This window comes from Hymenobacter wooponensis, from assembly GCF_004745865.1.
Taxonomy (GTDB): Bacteria; Bacteroidota; Bacteroidia; order Cytophagales; family Hymenobacteraceae; genus Hymenobacter; species Hymenobacter wooponensis.
The window spans coordinates 681,423-695,609 of record NZ_SRKZ01000002.1 but is presented as its reverse complement, the minus strand read 5'-3'; the positions used below and the strand labels follow the sequence as shown (position 1 = coordinate 695,609).

Genomic DNA, 14,187 nt, shown 5'->3' with positions numbered 1-14,187 from the left:
GCCTCTGTAGAAGGCTGGCCTTTTGTATTTAGATTGATTGATGGATTACCCGTCCACCTGCTCACGCTCGATAGCCTGAGGTGCGGAGGCCGTATCAATCTGCACGGCAGGCGGCTGGTTGATAATAGGCGGCGTAGTAGCCGTCTCCCCGAACAGCGGGTTTGCCGGCAGCGGCTGGCCGCCGTTGCCATCCGGAATCTGGTTGAACAGGACCAGCTCCTCGCCCGGCGTGCTGGCGGTCAGCGTGTCGGTCAGGCGCTGGGGTGTAACTACGTCTAGGAGGTCATGCACGAGCAGGGTCTGCGTGCTCACGTCCACGTTGTAAGTCTGGTTCAGCGCGTTCATCATAGCTGCGGCCATCTGGGCGTCGAGTAGGGCCGTGGCCAAGCGGGTAGCGTAGGAGCGGGCTTTGCGGTCAGCTTTGGCCCGCAGGCTGATGGCGCGCTTCATGCGCTGGCGAAATTGTTTCTGGTAGGCAGTTAGGGTGGCCATATAGAAAGGTGCCTTGCGGCGTTGAAGTGAAAAAGAAAGCGGCCGGCTCCGGGAAGCCGGCCGCGTGACCGTTGATGCTAGGCGGCTAGCCCACGTACACCACCGCCAGCGGGTTGCTGCCGTTGTTGTTCAGCGGGTACATCTTGCCGTTCAGCTCCTGGTAGAAGTTGATGCCAAGCACGCCCAGCACCACGTCCGTTGCGGCCGGGTCGGCGGGCAGCGTGGCCACGACGTTCTGCGCGCCCAGGGCGCCGCTCAGCGGCTGCGGACCCAGCGGCGCGGCCACCGTGGCCACGGCAAAGGTTTTGGTGTCGAAGCTGAGCGAGGCTGCGGCGTACACAACCTCATAGTGGGTGGCGCCCTGCGGGGCGGCCACATCGGTTTGCGGGTTGATGCCCGCCACGCTCAGCGTTACGTCCCGGCCGGCCAGCTCCACGCCGTAGCCGAAAAACAGCGTCTGGCTCAGGCCGGCCCCGGCGTTGAAGTTGAAGCCCAGCAGGCCGGCCGTGTTTTCTTTGAGTACCTGCCGGCCGCCCCGGTCATTGTCCTCGTCGAGGCTGATGATTTCGCGCATCTTCTGCGTCAGCCGGGCCACCAGCTTCTTGTCGCTGGCCGACTGGATAGCTTGGCGCAGCGCGTCGCGTACCAGCTTGCCGGCCGAAGCCGCTTCGCCGAACTCCGAGGCGTTTTCACGCGTGCGGGCCATGCTGGCCGAGCCGGCAAATGCCGCCTTGTTGGAAGCCGGCTTCTGCCGGATGCTGCCGTCCTTGGCAAACACGAGCCCGCCGACGGTGCCCTGAATGCCGATAATACCGGTTTGTTGTGCCATGGGTGAAAAGGGAAAAGGAGTGAAGAAATGAGAAGAATCAGGGGAGAAGCGGATGGCTCAGCGGGGACAGCCTGAAGCGTAGCGCCGCTTCCCGGCCGCACTCAGATTGCGCCAGATGGAAGGCGGCACCGCCGGCGAGCAGTGCCACAACCCGCGACCTTGGCGCTGGGCCTGCTGTTGCACGGCCGCCAGTCGCGGCACCTTGTGCCGGGGTGCCCAGGCCCACGCCCAGCCCCGCGCCACCAGCAGCGAGTCCAGAGCTACCGCCGGCAGCTTACCCGTTCCCGGCAGTAGCGCTATTGTGGCCAGGGCCCGGCCATACAGGTCCTGACCTTGCAGGGTCAGGGCCACCAGCTGCCGGGGCGTCAGCAGCCGGCGCACCGAATCGGCCACCTGCCGGCCGTAGGGCTGGCCCAGCTCCGGCGCATCTGCCCCGGTCAGGCGCACCCGCAGTAGCCGGCCGCCGCTCAGCACGTCGTAGGTGTCGCCGTCGATGACGCGCACCACGCGGCCGGTTTCAGTACGGGGCTCGTCCGTGCCGGAACCGGGGCTGCCAGCCGCTGCCGAACTGCCCGTAAGCATGACGCTCAGCGCCAGGAAACCAACCGCAACCAATCGTAACGTATTGTTTGTCATGGTGCTAAACCTATGGCCTGCACCCGCCTGGTTGTATCTTTGCTTGTCCCGAACGCCCCCACTCTCCCCACTATGCCCCAGGTTTGCATCTACCCCAAGGAGGCAGCCCAGCTCACGGGTACCAGCTACGACGCCGGCAAGCGCCTCCTCCAGCGCATCCGCCGCCACTTGGCCAAGCCGGCCCGCTCCTACGTTTCCATCGCCGAGTTCTGCCGCTACACCGGCCTGCCCGAGGCCGAGGTATGTGCCGCCCTTCGCCCGTAGCTTAAGCCAGGCAAAAGCCACCCTTCAGGCACCCTATAGCGCGACGCGGCCCCCTGCCGCCGGTTTATCCGGAGCAGGGGGCCGCGTCCTTATGTTGCCAGGTAACTGCTAGGCTGGCACCCCGTCGTACCAGTCGCCCAGAATCTTCTGCCAAGCATCCAGCACGGCCGGCGCCAGCAGCCGGGCCTTGTCTTTGGCGTAGCGGTCCGTTACATCTTCCTCGGCGTGGCCAAGCACCAGCCGGGCTAGGGCTTTGTTACCGTTGCTGACTTGCTTGAGCAGCGTAGCCGCCGTGTGCCGGGCCGTATGGGTGCTGATGACCTGCCAGATGGGCCGCCAGTTGTGCACCACCTTCCCGCCCGTAATCAGCCGGTCGTCCCATTCCCGGTTCAGTCCGGCCTGCTGGGCAATGTCCTTGATGTAGTCGCCGCGCTGCTGCCAGGTACGGGCCGGAAACTGCCAGCCCCACCGCTCCCCGATGTTCACCGCAATAGGGGGGAGGGGCACGGCTGCGTCATTACCAGTTTTGCCCTGGGCGTGTAGCAGCGCCGGCACTTTGCGGCCGTCTTCCAGCGTTAGCGTAATCCGCTCCCGCGGGTCGAACTTCTCCAAGTCTTCGTAGCGCCGTCCGCTGAACAGTTGAAACAGCCACCGGTCCCGTTCCTCGGCCAGCACGTCAGAAGTCGGCCGCCACTTAATCAGCCGTTGTACTTCCTCGATTTCCAGGTCCAGCTGCGGCGCGTTCTTGGCCGAATACTGCAGCCACGCCATGTCGGCCGGCAGCCCCAGTTGCTCAAGGCATTTGCGTAGCCCGGTGAAATGTACCTTGATGGTAGCGTCCGACTTCTGCAGGTCCAGCAGATGCTGCTGATATTCCTTGGCAATCTTCTGCGTCACCTGCTCCGGCCGCAGGTCAGGCCGCCAAGTTTCCATCATGGTAGCCAGCTGGTCGTACTTGCGCAGGGAGTCTTTGCCCAGGTTGCGGTTTTCCTCCTTCCATTCTTCCAGCACCTGCCGGAACGTGCGACTGATTGGCTTGACCGTTACTGCCGGCTCCGGTGTCTCTTCCACCTCGGGCGGAAACAGCTCGGCCCGCAGCTGCTCCTTGCTCACTTTCGCAAACGGGGCCCGGTCAAACACAGACTCGAAGGCCTGGGTAACGTCCCTTACCCACTCGGCCAAGCGGGAGTTCAGATATGCCTTGTCGGGGTGGTCACCGACCACCTGCCCCGTCTCTGCGTCCCAAAAGGATTCTTCCTTACCCCGCCGGTTCTTACCCGCCGGCATTACCAGTTCCCCGGTATCCATCTGCAGTTCCTCTCCGTGCCAGCGGGCCGTCATCCGCACCGGGCAGAAGCCCCGCTTATTGCGCTTAGCCAGCCGTAGGCTCATCCGCACGCTGATCTGCTTCCGGTAAGTAATCTGCTTTGCCATCCTGCCTGTGTCCCGGTATAGGTCCCGTTTTGTGTCCCGGTTTATATCGAAAGATAACCGGAACGCGGAGGAAAGGCAAGAAAGGCAAAGAAGAAAAACGGCTCAGAATGGCTTAAAAACGAAGAAGCCCACCGATTATCGGCGGGCTTCTTCTGCTTGTGCGCTCCCTCCTGGGCTCGAACCAGGGACCCTCTGATTAACAGTCAGATGCTCTAACCGGCTGAGCTAAGGAAGCGGTTATGGCGGCGTATTTTGCCGTTGCTGGTGCAATATTAGAGCAAAGTTTTTGAAGCTCCAAACATGCGTTTCGAAAATTTTTACCTGTTTTTTTTAATTAGTGATTGTCAGAAGGTTGCCGGAGAGGGCCGTGTTGTATTGCCGCAAATTTCTGGTGGCCGGGCCTCCCTGCACCTGCCCCTGGAAGCTAAACTGCGACTTGCAGCACGGGTCATAGAGCCGGACGAACGGGTCAATTTTCACCCGGGCACAGGTATCAAGCGGCTGGTAGGGGCAATTACGCTCGAAGGCTAGGTAGCTAGAGGCATTCTGCCGCACGACAATAATGCCCTTTACGCCGCCATTGATGTATATGGCTCCATTATCAAAGCGCAGGTTGCTGTTCTTCTGGTCGGTGAGCACAACCAGCTCGTTAACCGCCGCCAGCGGAATCTGTGGCTGAGCGTCGTTGGAGTTATTACAGGCGGCCAGCACCGCCGGGGCAGCTAAAACAGCCAGGAGGGCAACTGTACGGGAAGAAGGGAAGAGGCTAGAGTGCATAAGCAAAACGGGTAAAGCGCGGTAGCTTAAACGAAGCAGAGTTGCGCTACGGTATAGCCCGCTAGGCTACTAGGCAAGTATGATGAGCCGCGCATTCAGTAGCAAGAAAGGCCAAGAGCCACCCGATAGTTTGCTAAGGCCAAAAAAAAGCTCTCTTCTGGGGGCCGAAGAGAGCTTTTTAGACAAAGCGAAGCAGGCAATGTGGCCTACTGCACGCCTTCAAACTGACGGAGGAAGCGCAGGTCGTTCTCCGTGAAGAGGCGCAGGTCCTTGATCTGGTACTTTAGCATAGTAATGCGCTCAATGCCCATGCCCCAGGCGTAGCCGCTGTAGCGCTCGGGGTCGATACCGGACTGTTCCAGCACGGCGGGGTCTACCATGCCGCAGCCACCAATTTCAACCCAACCAGTGTGCTTGCAGATGTTACAGCCTTTGCCTTTGCAGATCAGGCAAGTGATGTCAATTTCCGCACTTGGCTCGGTGAAGGGGAAGAAGGACGGGCGGAAGCGCACCTGCATATCATCCCCGAACAGTTCCTGCACGAAGTGATACACGGTCTGCTTCAGGTCGGCGAAGCTCACGTTCTCATCAACAAACAAAGCCTCCACCTGATGGAACATCATGTGGGCGCGGGCCGAAATGGCTTCGTTACGATACACGCGGCCAGGCATGATGCTGCGGATAGGCGGCTTTTGGGTTTGCATCACGCGCACCTGCACGGGGCTGGTGTGCGTGCGCAGTACCCACTCCTGCTCGCCGGGTGTGCGGCGCACAAAGAAGGTGTCCTGCATATCGCGGGCCGGGTGGTTCTCGGGGAAGTTGAGGGCAGTGAAGTTGTGCCAGTCGTCCTCAATCTCGGGGCCCTCTGCCACATTAAAGCCGATGCGAGCCAGAATGCGCACAATCTCCTCGCGCACCAAGCTCAAGGGGTGGCGGGTGCCCAGGGCGTTGGGCACCGTGGGCAGCGTGTAGTCGAAGGTAGGGTCGGCGGGGGCGTTGGCCGTGGCGGCTTCCAGTTCCTGCTGGCGCTGCTCAAAACGAGCCAGCGCTTGTTGCTTGAGTTGGTTAAGCTCTTGGCCTACAGCTTTGCGCTGCTCCTGAGGTACCGTTTTCAGCTGGTCAAACAGATCGGCCAACTGGCCCTTCCGGCCCGTGAAGGCAATCCGGAACTGATCTAGCTGTTCTGGGGTGGTTACGTCGTACGCTTCGATTTCGGCCCGCAGCCGCGCGATGTTGTCCTGCATAATACTGCAAAGGTAGGCGTTGGAAAGATGAATTGCCGGGCCCTTTTTGCGGAGTGGCCTAGGCCAGTAAAAAGTTGGTACGGTTGCTGCCTATATGCTGAGTACAAGCGGCAAGTGAGGCTGAACGTGGGGCGCCACCCGTCGGCCGGCCAATTTTAGGCCCGGATGTGCCGGGTGAGGTGTTCCTTTCTAGCTTCTCTTCCCATGAAACGCTTTTTGCTTTCCGCCGCCGTTGTGGCGGCCTTCTTCAGCGCGCCCACTGTACAGGCTCAAACCAAAGCCACTGTAAGCAAGCCCGCTAACTCAAGTGTTGCACCCGCCACGCGCCCCGCTGCCGAGGAGGAGTGGCCTACACTCGAAACCTGGAACACACCTGCCGCTTCCAGCGGCTGGGAAACGGCCGTTACCGCTCCCGACCCCGACCCCATGATGCACTCTTCAGGGGTGTTGGTGGCGCCCGGCATGAGCTCCTCGCCCTACCGTGGTACCAGCACCGACTACAATGGCCGGCCCGTGGCCAAAGCCAAGTCTATGCGACCCCGCTCCGTGGTGGTAGAATCTGATGACCCGATGATGCATTCCTCGGGCGTGCAGATTGCCCCTGGCATGAACACGGCGCCCTACCGGGGCGTGAGTACCGACTACAACGGCCGGCCTTTGCGCAAAACAAGTACTAGCAATACCATGGCTGCTGAAGCTGCTTCGGAGGGTGCGGTGGCCTCGCAGTGGTAAGGCTAACCTTCTGAATTTTATGTGGCCTAGAGCGGCCCGGTCATTCATCCATGATCGGGCCGTTGTCGTATGTAGAGGCTCATGTAATAATTGGCCTCTCACACTTCATCCCGCCGCTTATGAAATCGCACTTACTCTCTTTAGTAAGCGCCTTTGCGCTGTTTGCTTTTCTAGGAAGCCCCGCTCAGGCGCAGACCAAAAAGAAGAGCACATATAATCGAGCTCGTTCAGGAGCATATGCTCGCTACGACCGCTCGGCGCGCCGGGATGAGGAAAATCTCAAGCTGGCACCGGGTATGCGGCTGAACATGCCTAGCCCCCCCACCACCGACTACATGGGCCGCCCTCTGAAAAAGAAACCCGCTAGGCCTAGTACCACCACTAATACATTCTCGGCAGGAGCTACTCCTCCTAAAGCGGCTGCACCCGCAAAAAAGCGCCGGTAGTTAAGCAGGCGCTAGCTACAGCTTTTGCCATCCAGGGTAAGTAACCTGCTGGGTGTCAATTCTGCGTTGCTTGTCTGCGTAAGTACAAAAAGTTGGGCTAACTTTTCAGAGCGAAAAAATACTGATAGAAAGCCTGCTAGCGGGATACTGAAGTGCAGGGTTCCTCGTTGAGGACTCAGGCCTCTCACCATAAGGTGGTGCTCAGGAACTTCTAATAATTCTCCGCGTTTAGGAGAAAAATCTGGGAGGTAGAATTTTCTGACCTGCCTGGGCTACCGTAACTTGCAGCTTCATTCCTCAACTGGCAATTTCGATGACTCGTTTCTTCTTTCCCATACTATTAGCAGGCGGGGTTCTGGTGGCTTCTTCAGCCCAGGCTCAGTCTAAGAAGTCCTCCGATGGCTGGGGATCTTCTGACGGCTGGGGTGCTCCTGCTCCCGCTAAGAAAACTACCACAAAGAAGGCTGCTGCTCCTGCTGCACAACCAGCTCCTGCGGCCGCGCCAACTGCTGCTCCCACAACTGCGCCAGCCCCTGCGGGTGCTGAAGCAGCCGGTGGCTGGGGTGGCGGAGGGGCTGCTGCTGGCGGTAGCGCTGGCGCTGCCATGTCTGGTGCCGATGCTCCTCAGCCTATTGGTGCTAGCATTGCGCCTGGCTTCACGGCCGCGCCTTCGCGTCGCCCGACTACCGACTATCGGGGCCGCCCTCGGGCACCTTATGTGCGCCGCTCAGTACGGGCCGAAGATCCGGTTCCACCAGCACCTGCTCCTATTCCAGTAGCGGCTCCTGAGCCCGAGCCCGCTCCGGTTGCTACTCAGCCAGCGGCCGCGCCTAAGGCAGCCTCCGCATCGGCGGCTACTAAAAACGCGGGTAGCTCTACTACCACCAAAGCTGCGGCTCCGGCCAAGAAAGCTGCACCTGCCAAGAAAAAAGCCGATGATGGCTGGGGCAGCGGTGGAAGCGGCTGGTAAGCCACAGTATTTGTAGCTAATCACAGCATACAGAATACAAAGAGCCCGATTGCCATGGCAGTCGGGCTCTTTGGATTCTAGGAGTGGCCTAGGCCAGTAGTTGGTTGCGAGTCTAGCTATTCGGCTACTTCGGCTAGCACCGGAGACGCTTCGGGTGCAGCAGCCGGTTTCGGCTGAGCGCGATAGTAGAGCGTGCTGCAGTTGTCAGGCCGTAGCACTTCTTGGGCGGCGGCCTGCACTCGTTCAGGAGTAACTGCCTGCACTTTGGCGCTTTCCTGATTTACCAAGTTTGCGTCGCCCAAAAGTTTGCTGTAGGCAAGGTTCATGGCCCGATGCAGCAACTCGATTTCGCTGAACACGATGCTGGCCTCCGCCTGGTTCTTCACTTTTTCCAGCTCCTGTTCCGCTACCAGTTCTTCGCGTAGTTGCGCTACAACTTGCTCCACGGCGGCATCTGCTTCTTCCAGCGTTACGCCGGCATTCAGTTTGCCACTTACTACTAAAAGGCCCGGCTCTAGAGAGCCCATTACGGAAGCTGAAATAGCATTAAAGAGCGGCTGCTCCTTCACCAGTTGCTGGTACAAGCGGCTCGACTTGCCTCGGCCCAGCACATCGCTGAGCAGGTCTACATCATAGTAGCGGGCATCGCCGCGGCCAGGCATGTGGTATACTTTGTAAAGCGCCGAAACGGGCACATCAGCTTGCACTTCTAAGAAACGAGCTTCGGTCTGGCGCGGCTCCTGGGGCAATTGCCGCTCGTAGCGGGTGCCCGCCGGAATCGGACCGAACCACTTCTCGGCCAGGCGTTCTGCTTCAGCCCGCGTCACGGCGCCAGCTACTACCAGCACAGCGTTGGAAGGAGAGTAATGCTTGGCAAAGAAGTCGCGCACTTGCTGCATGGTGGCATCCTCAATGTGGCTTACTTCCTTGCCAATAGTAGCCCACTGATACGGGTGGTGCTGGTAGGCCAGGGGGCGTAGCTTCAGCCACACATCGCCGTAGGGCTGGTTGAGGTAGTTCTGCTTGAACTCTTCCACTACCACTTTACGCTGCACCTCCAGGCCATTCTCCGAGAAGGCCAGGCTCAGCATGCGGTCCGATTCCAGCCAGAAGCCGGTTTCGAGGTTGGCGGCGGGCAGGGTAAGATAATAGTTGGTGATATCGGGAGAAGTGAAGGCGTTGTTCTCGCCACCCACCATCTGCAAGGGCTCGTCGTAGCTCGGTATGTTCACGGAGCCCGAAAACATCAGGTGCTCAAACAGGTGAGCGAAACCGGTATGGGCCGGGTCTTCGTCGCGGGAGCCTACGTTGTATAAAATGTTGAGCACCGCCATGGGCGTGCTATGGTCTTCGTGCACAATGCAGCGCAGGCCATTAGAAAGCGTGAATTCTTCGAATTGAATCATAGGAAAATCAGGAGGCGGGGCCAAGAGGCCAACAATATACCTAACCAGCCGCCAGAAACAGAAGTTTCGGGCGGCTGGCGGGATAGGTAGCCGGGTGTACGTACGTAGCTACCACCTAGGTTTACAACGCGATATGTAAGCTTAACAGTGTAGGGTAAATTATGGAATGGTCACTGTATTGACTTAATCAGCATGACGTGTTCTAGACCGCCCAAGTAGTCCGATGCTAAGTTATTTTCCTTCCCTAGCAAACCCGTACTTTTGGCGCCACCCACTACTTAGTTTGCTTTCCGTTATGCACTTCGACCGTAAGGATTACTCCAATGAAACCCTGCTCCACCTCTACCAGGGCCTACTGAAGCCCCGCCTGATAGAGGAAAAGATGCTTATTCTGCTGCGGCAGGGGAAAGTGAGTAAGTGGTTTTCGGGCATCGGGCAGGAAGCCATTTCGGTGGGCAGCACCCTTGCGCTGGAGCCCGATGAGTATATCTTGCCCCTGCACCGCAACCTAGGCGTGTTTACGGGCCGTGATATTCCGCTGGACCGCCTGTTTGCGCAGTGGCAAGGCAAAAACACTGGCTTCACTAAGGGGCGTGACCGGTCGTTCCACTTTGGCACCAACGAGCACCACATCGTGGGCATGATTTCGCACCTGGGGCCTCAACTGGCCGTGGCCGATGGCATTGCTTTGGCCGATAAGCTAGAAGACCGGCCCAAGGTAACGCTCACTTACAGCGGCGACGGCGGCGCCTCCGAAGGTGACTTCCACGAGGCCTTGAATGTGGCCGCGGTGTGGCAGCTGCCCGTGATTTTCATGATTGAAAACAACGGTTACGGCCTGAGTACGCCTTCCAACGAGCAATTTCGCTTTAAGCAGTTCATTGACAAAGGCCCCGCCTACGGCATGCAGGCCATTCAAGTAGATGGCAACAACGTGCTGGAAGTGTACGACACCGTACGCCGCCTGGCTGAAGGCCTGCGCCGTAACCCGCGCCCAGTGCTGATAGAAGCCCTCACCTTCCGGATGCGCGGCCACGAAGAAGCCAGCGGCACCAAGTACGTACCCCAGGAACTGTTTGAGGAGTGGGCCCAGAAAGACCCCGTGGAGAACTATGAGAAGTGGTTGATGCAGGAAGGCATTCTAGATGAAGAGGCTCGCCTGCGCTTCCGCGAAACCATTAAGCGCGAAATTGAGGAAGGCCTGCGGATTGCCGACGCCACCCCCATGCCCACCGCTGATGCTGCGCTGGAGCTAGCCGATATGTACCAGCCCTTCGAGGCGCCCGACCAGTCGCCGGCTCCCGATGCGCCCACCACCGACAAGCGCTACGTAGATGCCATTTCCGATGGCTTACGGCAGAGCATGGAGCGGTATCCTGAACTGGTGCTCATGGGGCAGGATATTGCTGATTACGGTGGGGTGTTTAAAGTGACGGATGGCTTCGTAGGCCAGTTTGGGAAGGGCCGGGTGCGCAATACGCCACTCTGCGAATCAGCCATTGTGGGCGCGGGGCTGGGCCTGAGCATCAAGGGCAAGAAGAGCATGGTGGAAATGCAGTTTGCCGACTTTGTGACCTGCGGCTTCAACCAGATTGTGAATAACCTGGCCAAGAGCCATTACCGCTGGGGCCAGAATGCCGATGTGGTTGTGCGTATGCCCACCGGGGCTGGCACGGCAGCCGGTCCATTCCACTCGCAGAGCAACGAGGCCTGGTTTACCCACACGCCGGGCTTGAAGGTGGTGTTCCCCAGCAACCCCATAGATGCCAAAGGTTTGATCTGCGCCGCCATCGAAGACCCCAACCCCGTGATGTTCTTCGAGCACAAGTTGCTCTACCGTAGCATTACGGCTCCCGTCCCCGATGTATATTATACCACGCCTATTGGGAAAGCTGCGCTGGTACGCGAGGGCGACGAGATGAGCATCATCACCTACGGTGCGGGAGTACACTGGGCCACGGCTCTGGCCGACGAGCTAGGCCTATCGGCTGATATTCTTGACTTACGTACGCTGCTGCCTTGGGATGAGGAAGCTGTGCGCCAAACCGTGGAGAAGAACGGCCGCGTCATCATCTTGCACGAAGACACGCTGGTAGGTGGCCTAGGGGGCGAAATTGCGGCCTGGATTGCGGAGCATTGTTTTGAGCACCTTGATGCGCCCGTGCAGCGCGTGGCTTCTCTCGACACGGCCGTGCCCTTTGCACCTCCGCTGGAGAAGGTGTTTCTGCCCCAGCAGCGCCTGCGCCAAACCGTGGAAAAGCTGCGCAATTATTAGGTCGGCGTCGTTGGTACTCTATTGTTGAGCGGGGGCAAGGAGACTAGGAGGTGGCCTAGAAGCCAGCCTGGCCCTTGGTCCCCCGTTCACTCAATAACTCTAGGCCACTTGGCTCAGCAAATTTCAACGCCTGACTATAGCTATTTGTGTATTTTGCGGAGCTTATGCTCTTGGTAAGAGCCGAATATAAACTAGAATGAACCTCTCCGGAGCTCTCCGTCGTCTGAGTCTGCTGTTACTTGCTGGGCTCTTGTTGCTTACTACGCCCGCTTGCCACAGCTATCGGATTCCGAATCCGAAAGGCCCACCCCAGCCTAAAGTAAAAAAAGCCGCCAGCGCTGATAATCAAGCCGCCAATGGGCAAGCGCTATCAGTGGAGAAGGAGGAAATCAAAACTCAGAAAAATAGCTACGACAAGCAGGGGCTGCTGAAAAAACCTAAGTATGAGCGCCGCCGCGTAAAGCGCAAAGTGGGGCAGCGCAAGTTTCTCGGAATAGTATTACCCTTTTAGCCAACTCCTCGTTAAGGAGAAGGTATAGCTCACGTTATCATCTTACTGCTTCTCTATGCGTTACATGTTACTTGCTACTGTGCTGCTGCTAGGCCTGTGTACTACGCAGGCCCAGGCCCAGTTAGCTTCTACCAGCCGTGGTAAGCAGCGGTCTGAAAGCCGGCGGGCCCTCCGCGATGCGCGCCAGTTTCCCGCTGAGTACAAGGACTCGCATCTGGTGGTGACCAAGCCTGAGCTGAAAGAAGGCAACGGGGGCCGCTTAGCCGTCCTCGAACCCAAAGACGATCGGAAGAGTTATCAGTTTGATCGTTCTGGCACGCCCCGCGTGAGTGAGCCTTCCCGCGTTTCTCTCCGTCCGCGGAAAAAAGACAAAGAGCCTACCCCCTAAATCCACCCGCCTCTAGCTATGACGCCCTGGCAGCCCCTTACCCAAGCAGAGCAGCTCACTGATATCGTACGCGAGTCATTTGAGCAGCCCATCATTATCTTCAAGCACAGCACCAGCTGCTCTATCAGTGCGGCCGCTAAAGCGAAGATTGAACGCCAGTGGGCAGATTCCAACTTGGATGACGCTAAACTCTACTACCTCGACCTGCTGCGGTTCCGGCCTATTTCCAACGAAATAGCAGAGAAGTTCAGCATTCGTCACGAGTCGCCGCAATTGCTGGTAATTCAGAACGGCGAGTGTCGGTACGATGCCTCACACATGAGCATCCGCCTCAGTGACGTGAAAGAAGCGGTCAGCTAAACTAAAAAGCAGGGCGTCCTCGTTCTAAGTACATAGTACTAGAGCAAGGGCGCCCGGCTTTTTCTTGCTGGATTATCCCTCGTACACGAACCGAACCTCCTGCTGAATTTCGGGGTTCAAACTAAGAGCAACCGGGCAGGTGCGGGCCGCATTTTCAAGAATGGTCCGCTCTTTCTCGGGCAGCGTAGCTGGCATCTGGAACGTTACGTCAATCTGACGGATGCGACGCGGTTCGGCCGCCATGTGCTTGGTTACATCATACGTTACGCCCGTCAGGTCTACCTGATGACGCTCGGCTACAATGCCCATTATGGTCATCATGCACGAGCCCAGTGCGGCACTCACTAAGTCGGTGGGAGAGAAGGCCTCTCCCCGGCCGTGGTTGTCTACGGGAGCATCGGTGAGAATAGTGTTACCGGAGGCTACGTGGGTAGCTTCGGTACGCAAATGGCCGGCGTAGCGGGCGGTGGCAGTGCTCATAGTAAGGAGTTGAAATTTGGCAAGACTGATGCTCGTAAATTTACGTACTTTAGGTAGTGTTGGCTCGCTCCGCCTCGGGCGGCCAATTAGTTATGACTCTTTTTCCTTCAGACCCGTGCGTACACGTCTATTCTTTGGCGGCAGCTTGCTGCTAACCTTTCTAGGAGCTGGCTTGTCTGCGCGGGCTCAGCAGAGCCGTACTACTCCCTTGTCGGCCAGCAATGAAGATCCTTCTTACCGGAAAGAGTTTACCTACGGTGTCAACTTCAATACCCGTGGTGGCTTGATTGGAGGAGTATCTGTACGTTCTACCAGGCCCTTAAACCAAGATTGGGCCCGGTTCTGGAGTATTGAAGGGGTGGAGGTGAAGCATCCTAAGGAATACAAGGTGCCCACCGGATACGGTGGCTTGTACGTTAATGGTAAGTCCAACTATTTCTTTGTCATTCGGCCCTCAGTAGGGGTACAGCGCGTTATTTTCCGCAAAGCCCCCGACTCAGGAGTGCAGGTAAATGGTTTAATAGGTGCTGGTCCATCTATAGGCCTCTTGATGCCTTACTACATCACCTACGATTATACCCTGCGTGACAGCGGTAATAAACCGATAGGGGCAACTGACTACCGCAATGAGCAGTACGATCCCCAAATTCATGGGGGAGGAAATATCGTAGATCGGGCCCCGCTCTTTTCTGGAGTTAGTGATACCAAGCCTTACGTAGGCGCTCACTTAAGGGGAGCTTTAAGCTTTGAATATGGCCGTTACCGCGACGCAGTAGCGGGTGTAGAAACCGGCTTTTTGTTCGAAGCCTATCCCAAGCGTCCGACTATCGTGAGAGAATTGCAGGTGTCGGATAGCAAATTGAACACACTGTTCTTCCCTTCCGTGTACCTGACGATTTACTTAGGACACCGCAGCTAATTTTTCTGGCCTGTAATTCATACT

The 14,187-nt window shown here is 58.1% G+C and carries 17 protein-coding genes and 1 tRNA gene; 9 read left to right on the top strand and 9 right to left on the bottom strand.

Annotated elements, in window-relative coordinates; all coding sequences use genetic code 11:
* Positions 1-45 precede the first annotated feature (45 nt).
* The 3 genes from EU557_RS09140 to EU557_RS09130 form a co-directional block, all read right to left on the bottom strand.
* A complete protein-coding gene (locus EU557_RS09140) occupies positions 46-492 on the bottom strand; it encodes a hypothetical protein (RefSeq protein ID WP_135530073.1) in 447 nt (148 codons plus the stop codon).
* 85 nt (positions 493-577) lie between these two features.
* Positions 578-1,321 carry a hypothetical protein gene (locus tag EU557_RS09135; RefSeq protein WP_135530072.1) on the bottom strand — a complete coding sequence of 248 codons (744 nt, stop codon included), beginning with the start codon at positions 1,319-1,321 and terminating at the stop codon, positions 578-580.
* Between the two features lie 57 nt (positions 1,322-1,378).
* Complete coding sequence (locus tag EU557_RS09130; protein ID WP_245326214.1) at positions 1,379-1,957, bottom strand: thermonuclease family protein; 579 nt, start codon at positions 1,955-1,957, stop codon at positions 1,379-1,381.
* A gap of 72 nt (positions 1,958-2,029) precedes the next feature.
* Here EU557_RS09130 and EU557_RS09125 point away from each other — a divergent pair, with 72 nt between their 5' ends.
* A complete protein-coding gene (locus EU557_RS09125; protein ID WP_089332422.1) occupies positions 2,030-2,221 on the top strand; it encodes a hypothetical protein in 192 nt (63 codons plus the stop codon).
* A gap of 108 nt (positions 2,222-2,329) precedes the next feature.
* Here EU557_RS09125 and EU557_RS09120 read toward each other — a convergent pair whose 3' ends face one another.
* From EU557_RS09120 to pheS, 4 genes are all read right to left on the bottom strand, one after another.
* The gene (locus tag EU557_RS09120) at positions 2,330-3,655 is read right to left on the bottom strand and encodes a site-specific integrase (protein WP_135530071.1); all 1,326 of its coding nucleotides are present in this window, start codon (positions 3,653-3,655) and stop codon (positions 2,330-2,332) included.
* A gap of 161 nt (positions 3,656-3,816) precedes the next feature.
* A tRNA-Asn gene (locus EU557_RS09115) sits at positions 3,817-3,890 on the bottom strand.
* A 95-nt stretch (positions 3,891-3,985) separates the two neighbouring features.
* A complete protein-coding gene (locus EU557_RS09110; protein WP_245326213.1) occupies positions 3,986-4,432 on the bottom strand; it encodes a Rieske (2Fe-2S) protein in 447 nt (148 codons plus the stop codon).
* Between the two features lie 206 nt (positions 4,433-4,638).
* Positions 4,639-5,676, bottom strand: coding sequence for a phenylalanine--tRNA ligase subunit alpha (pheS, locus tag EU557_RS09105; protein WP_135530070.1), 1,038 nt, complete (start codon positions 5,674-5,676; stop codon positions 4,639-4,641).
* A gap of 204 nt (positions 5,677-5,880) precedes the next feature.
* Between pheS and EU557_RS09100 the strand changes: the two genes are divergently transcribed.
* The 3 genes from EU557_RS09100 (at position 5,881) to EU557_RS09090 (ending at position 7,824) form a co-directional block, all read left to right on the top strand.
* Positions 5,881-6,408 (top strand): hypothetical protein, encoded by a 528-nt coding sequence (locus tag EU557_RS09100; protein ID WP_135530069.1) that lies wholly within the window; start codon positions 5,881-5,883, stop codon positions 6,406-6,408.
* Positions 6,409-6,527: 119 nt separating this feature from the next.
* Entirely contained in the window at positions 6,528-6,854 is a 327-nt protein-coding gene (locus EU557_RS09095) for a hypothetical protein (protein ID WP_135530068.1), read from the top strand.
* A gap of 313 nt (positions 6,855-7,167) precedes the next feature.
* Entirely contained in the window at positions 7,168-7,824 is a 657-nt protein-coding gene (locus EU557_RS09090; RefSeq protein WP_135530067.1) for a hypothetical protein, read from the top strand.
* 116 nt (positions 7,825-7,940) lie between these two features.
* On the opposite strand, the gene EU557_RS09085 is transcribed toward EU557_RS09090, so the two are convergent.
* Positions 7,941-9,230, bottom strand: a complete 1,290-nt coding sequence (locus EU557_RS09085) for a M16 family metallopeptidase (protein WP_135530066.1) — start codon at positions 9,228-9,230, stop codon at positions 7,941-7,943.
* A gap of 295 nt (positions 9,231-9,525) precedes the next feature.
* Here EU557_RS09085 and EU557_RS09080 point away from each other — a divergent pair, with 295 nt between their 5' ends.
* The 4 genes from EU557_RS09080 (at position 9,526) to ytxJ (ending at position 12,764) form a co-directional block, all read left to right on the top strand.
* Positions 9,526-11,505 carry an alpha-ketoacid dehydrogenase subunit alpha/beta gene (locus tag EU557_RS09080; RefSeq protein WP_135530065.1) on the top strand — a complete coding sequence of 660 codons (1,980 nt, stop codon included), beginning with the start codon at positions 9,526-9,528 and terminating at the stop codon, positions 11,503-11,505.
* A gap of 196 nt (positions 11,506-11,701) precedes the next feature.
* Positions 11,702-12,016 (top strand): hypothetical protein, encoded by a 315-nt coding sequence (locus EU557_RS09075; RefSeq protein WP_135530064.1) that lies wholly within the window; start codon positions 11,702-11,704, stop codon positions 12,014-12,016.
* A 55-nt stretch (positions 12,017-12,071) separates the two neighbouring features.
* Positions 12,072-12,404, top strand: coding sequence for a hypothetical protein (locus tag EU557_RS09070; RefSeq protein ID WP_135530063.1), 333 nt, complete (start codon positions 12,072-12,074; stop codon positions 12,402-12,404).
* Between the two features lie 18 nt (positions 12,405-12,422).
* Entirely contained in the window at positions 12,423-12,764 is a 342-nt protein-coding gene (ytxJ, locus tag EU557_RS09065; RefSeq protein WP_135530062.1) for a bacillithiol system redox-active protein YtxJ, read from the top strand.
* A gap of 72 nt (positions 12,765-12,836) precedes the next feature.
* Here the strand turns inward: ytxJ and EU557_RS09060 are convergent, their stop codons facing one another.
* Positions 12,837-13,244, bottom strand: a complete 408-nt coding sequence (locus EU557_RS09060; protein ID WP_135530061.1) for an OsmC family protein — start codon at positions 13,242-13,244, stop codon at positions 12,837-12,839.
* A gap of 115 nt (positions 13,245-13,359) precedes the next feature.
* Between EU557_RS09060 and EU557_RS09055 the strand changes: the two genes are divergently transcribed.
* Positions 13,360-14,163 (top strand): hypothetical protein, encoded by an 804-nt coding sequence (locus EU557_RS09055; RefSeq protein WP_135530060.1) that lies wholly within the window; start codon positions 13,360-13,362, stop codon positions 14,161-14,163.
* Positions 14,164-14,187: the final 24 nt, after the last annotated feature.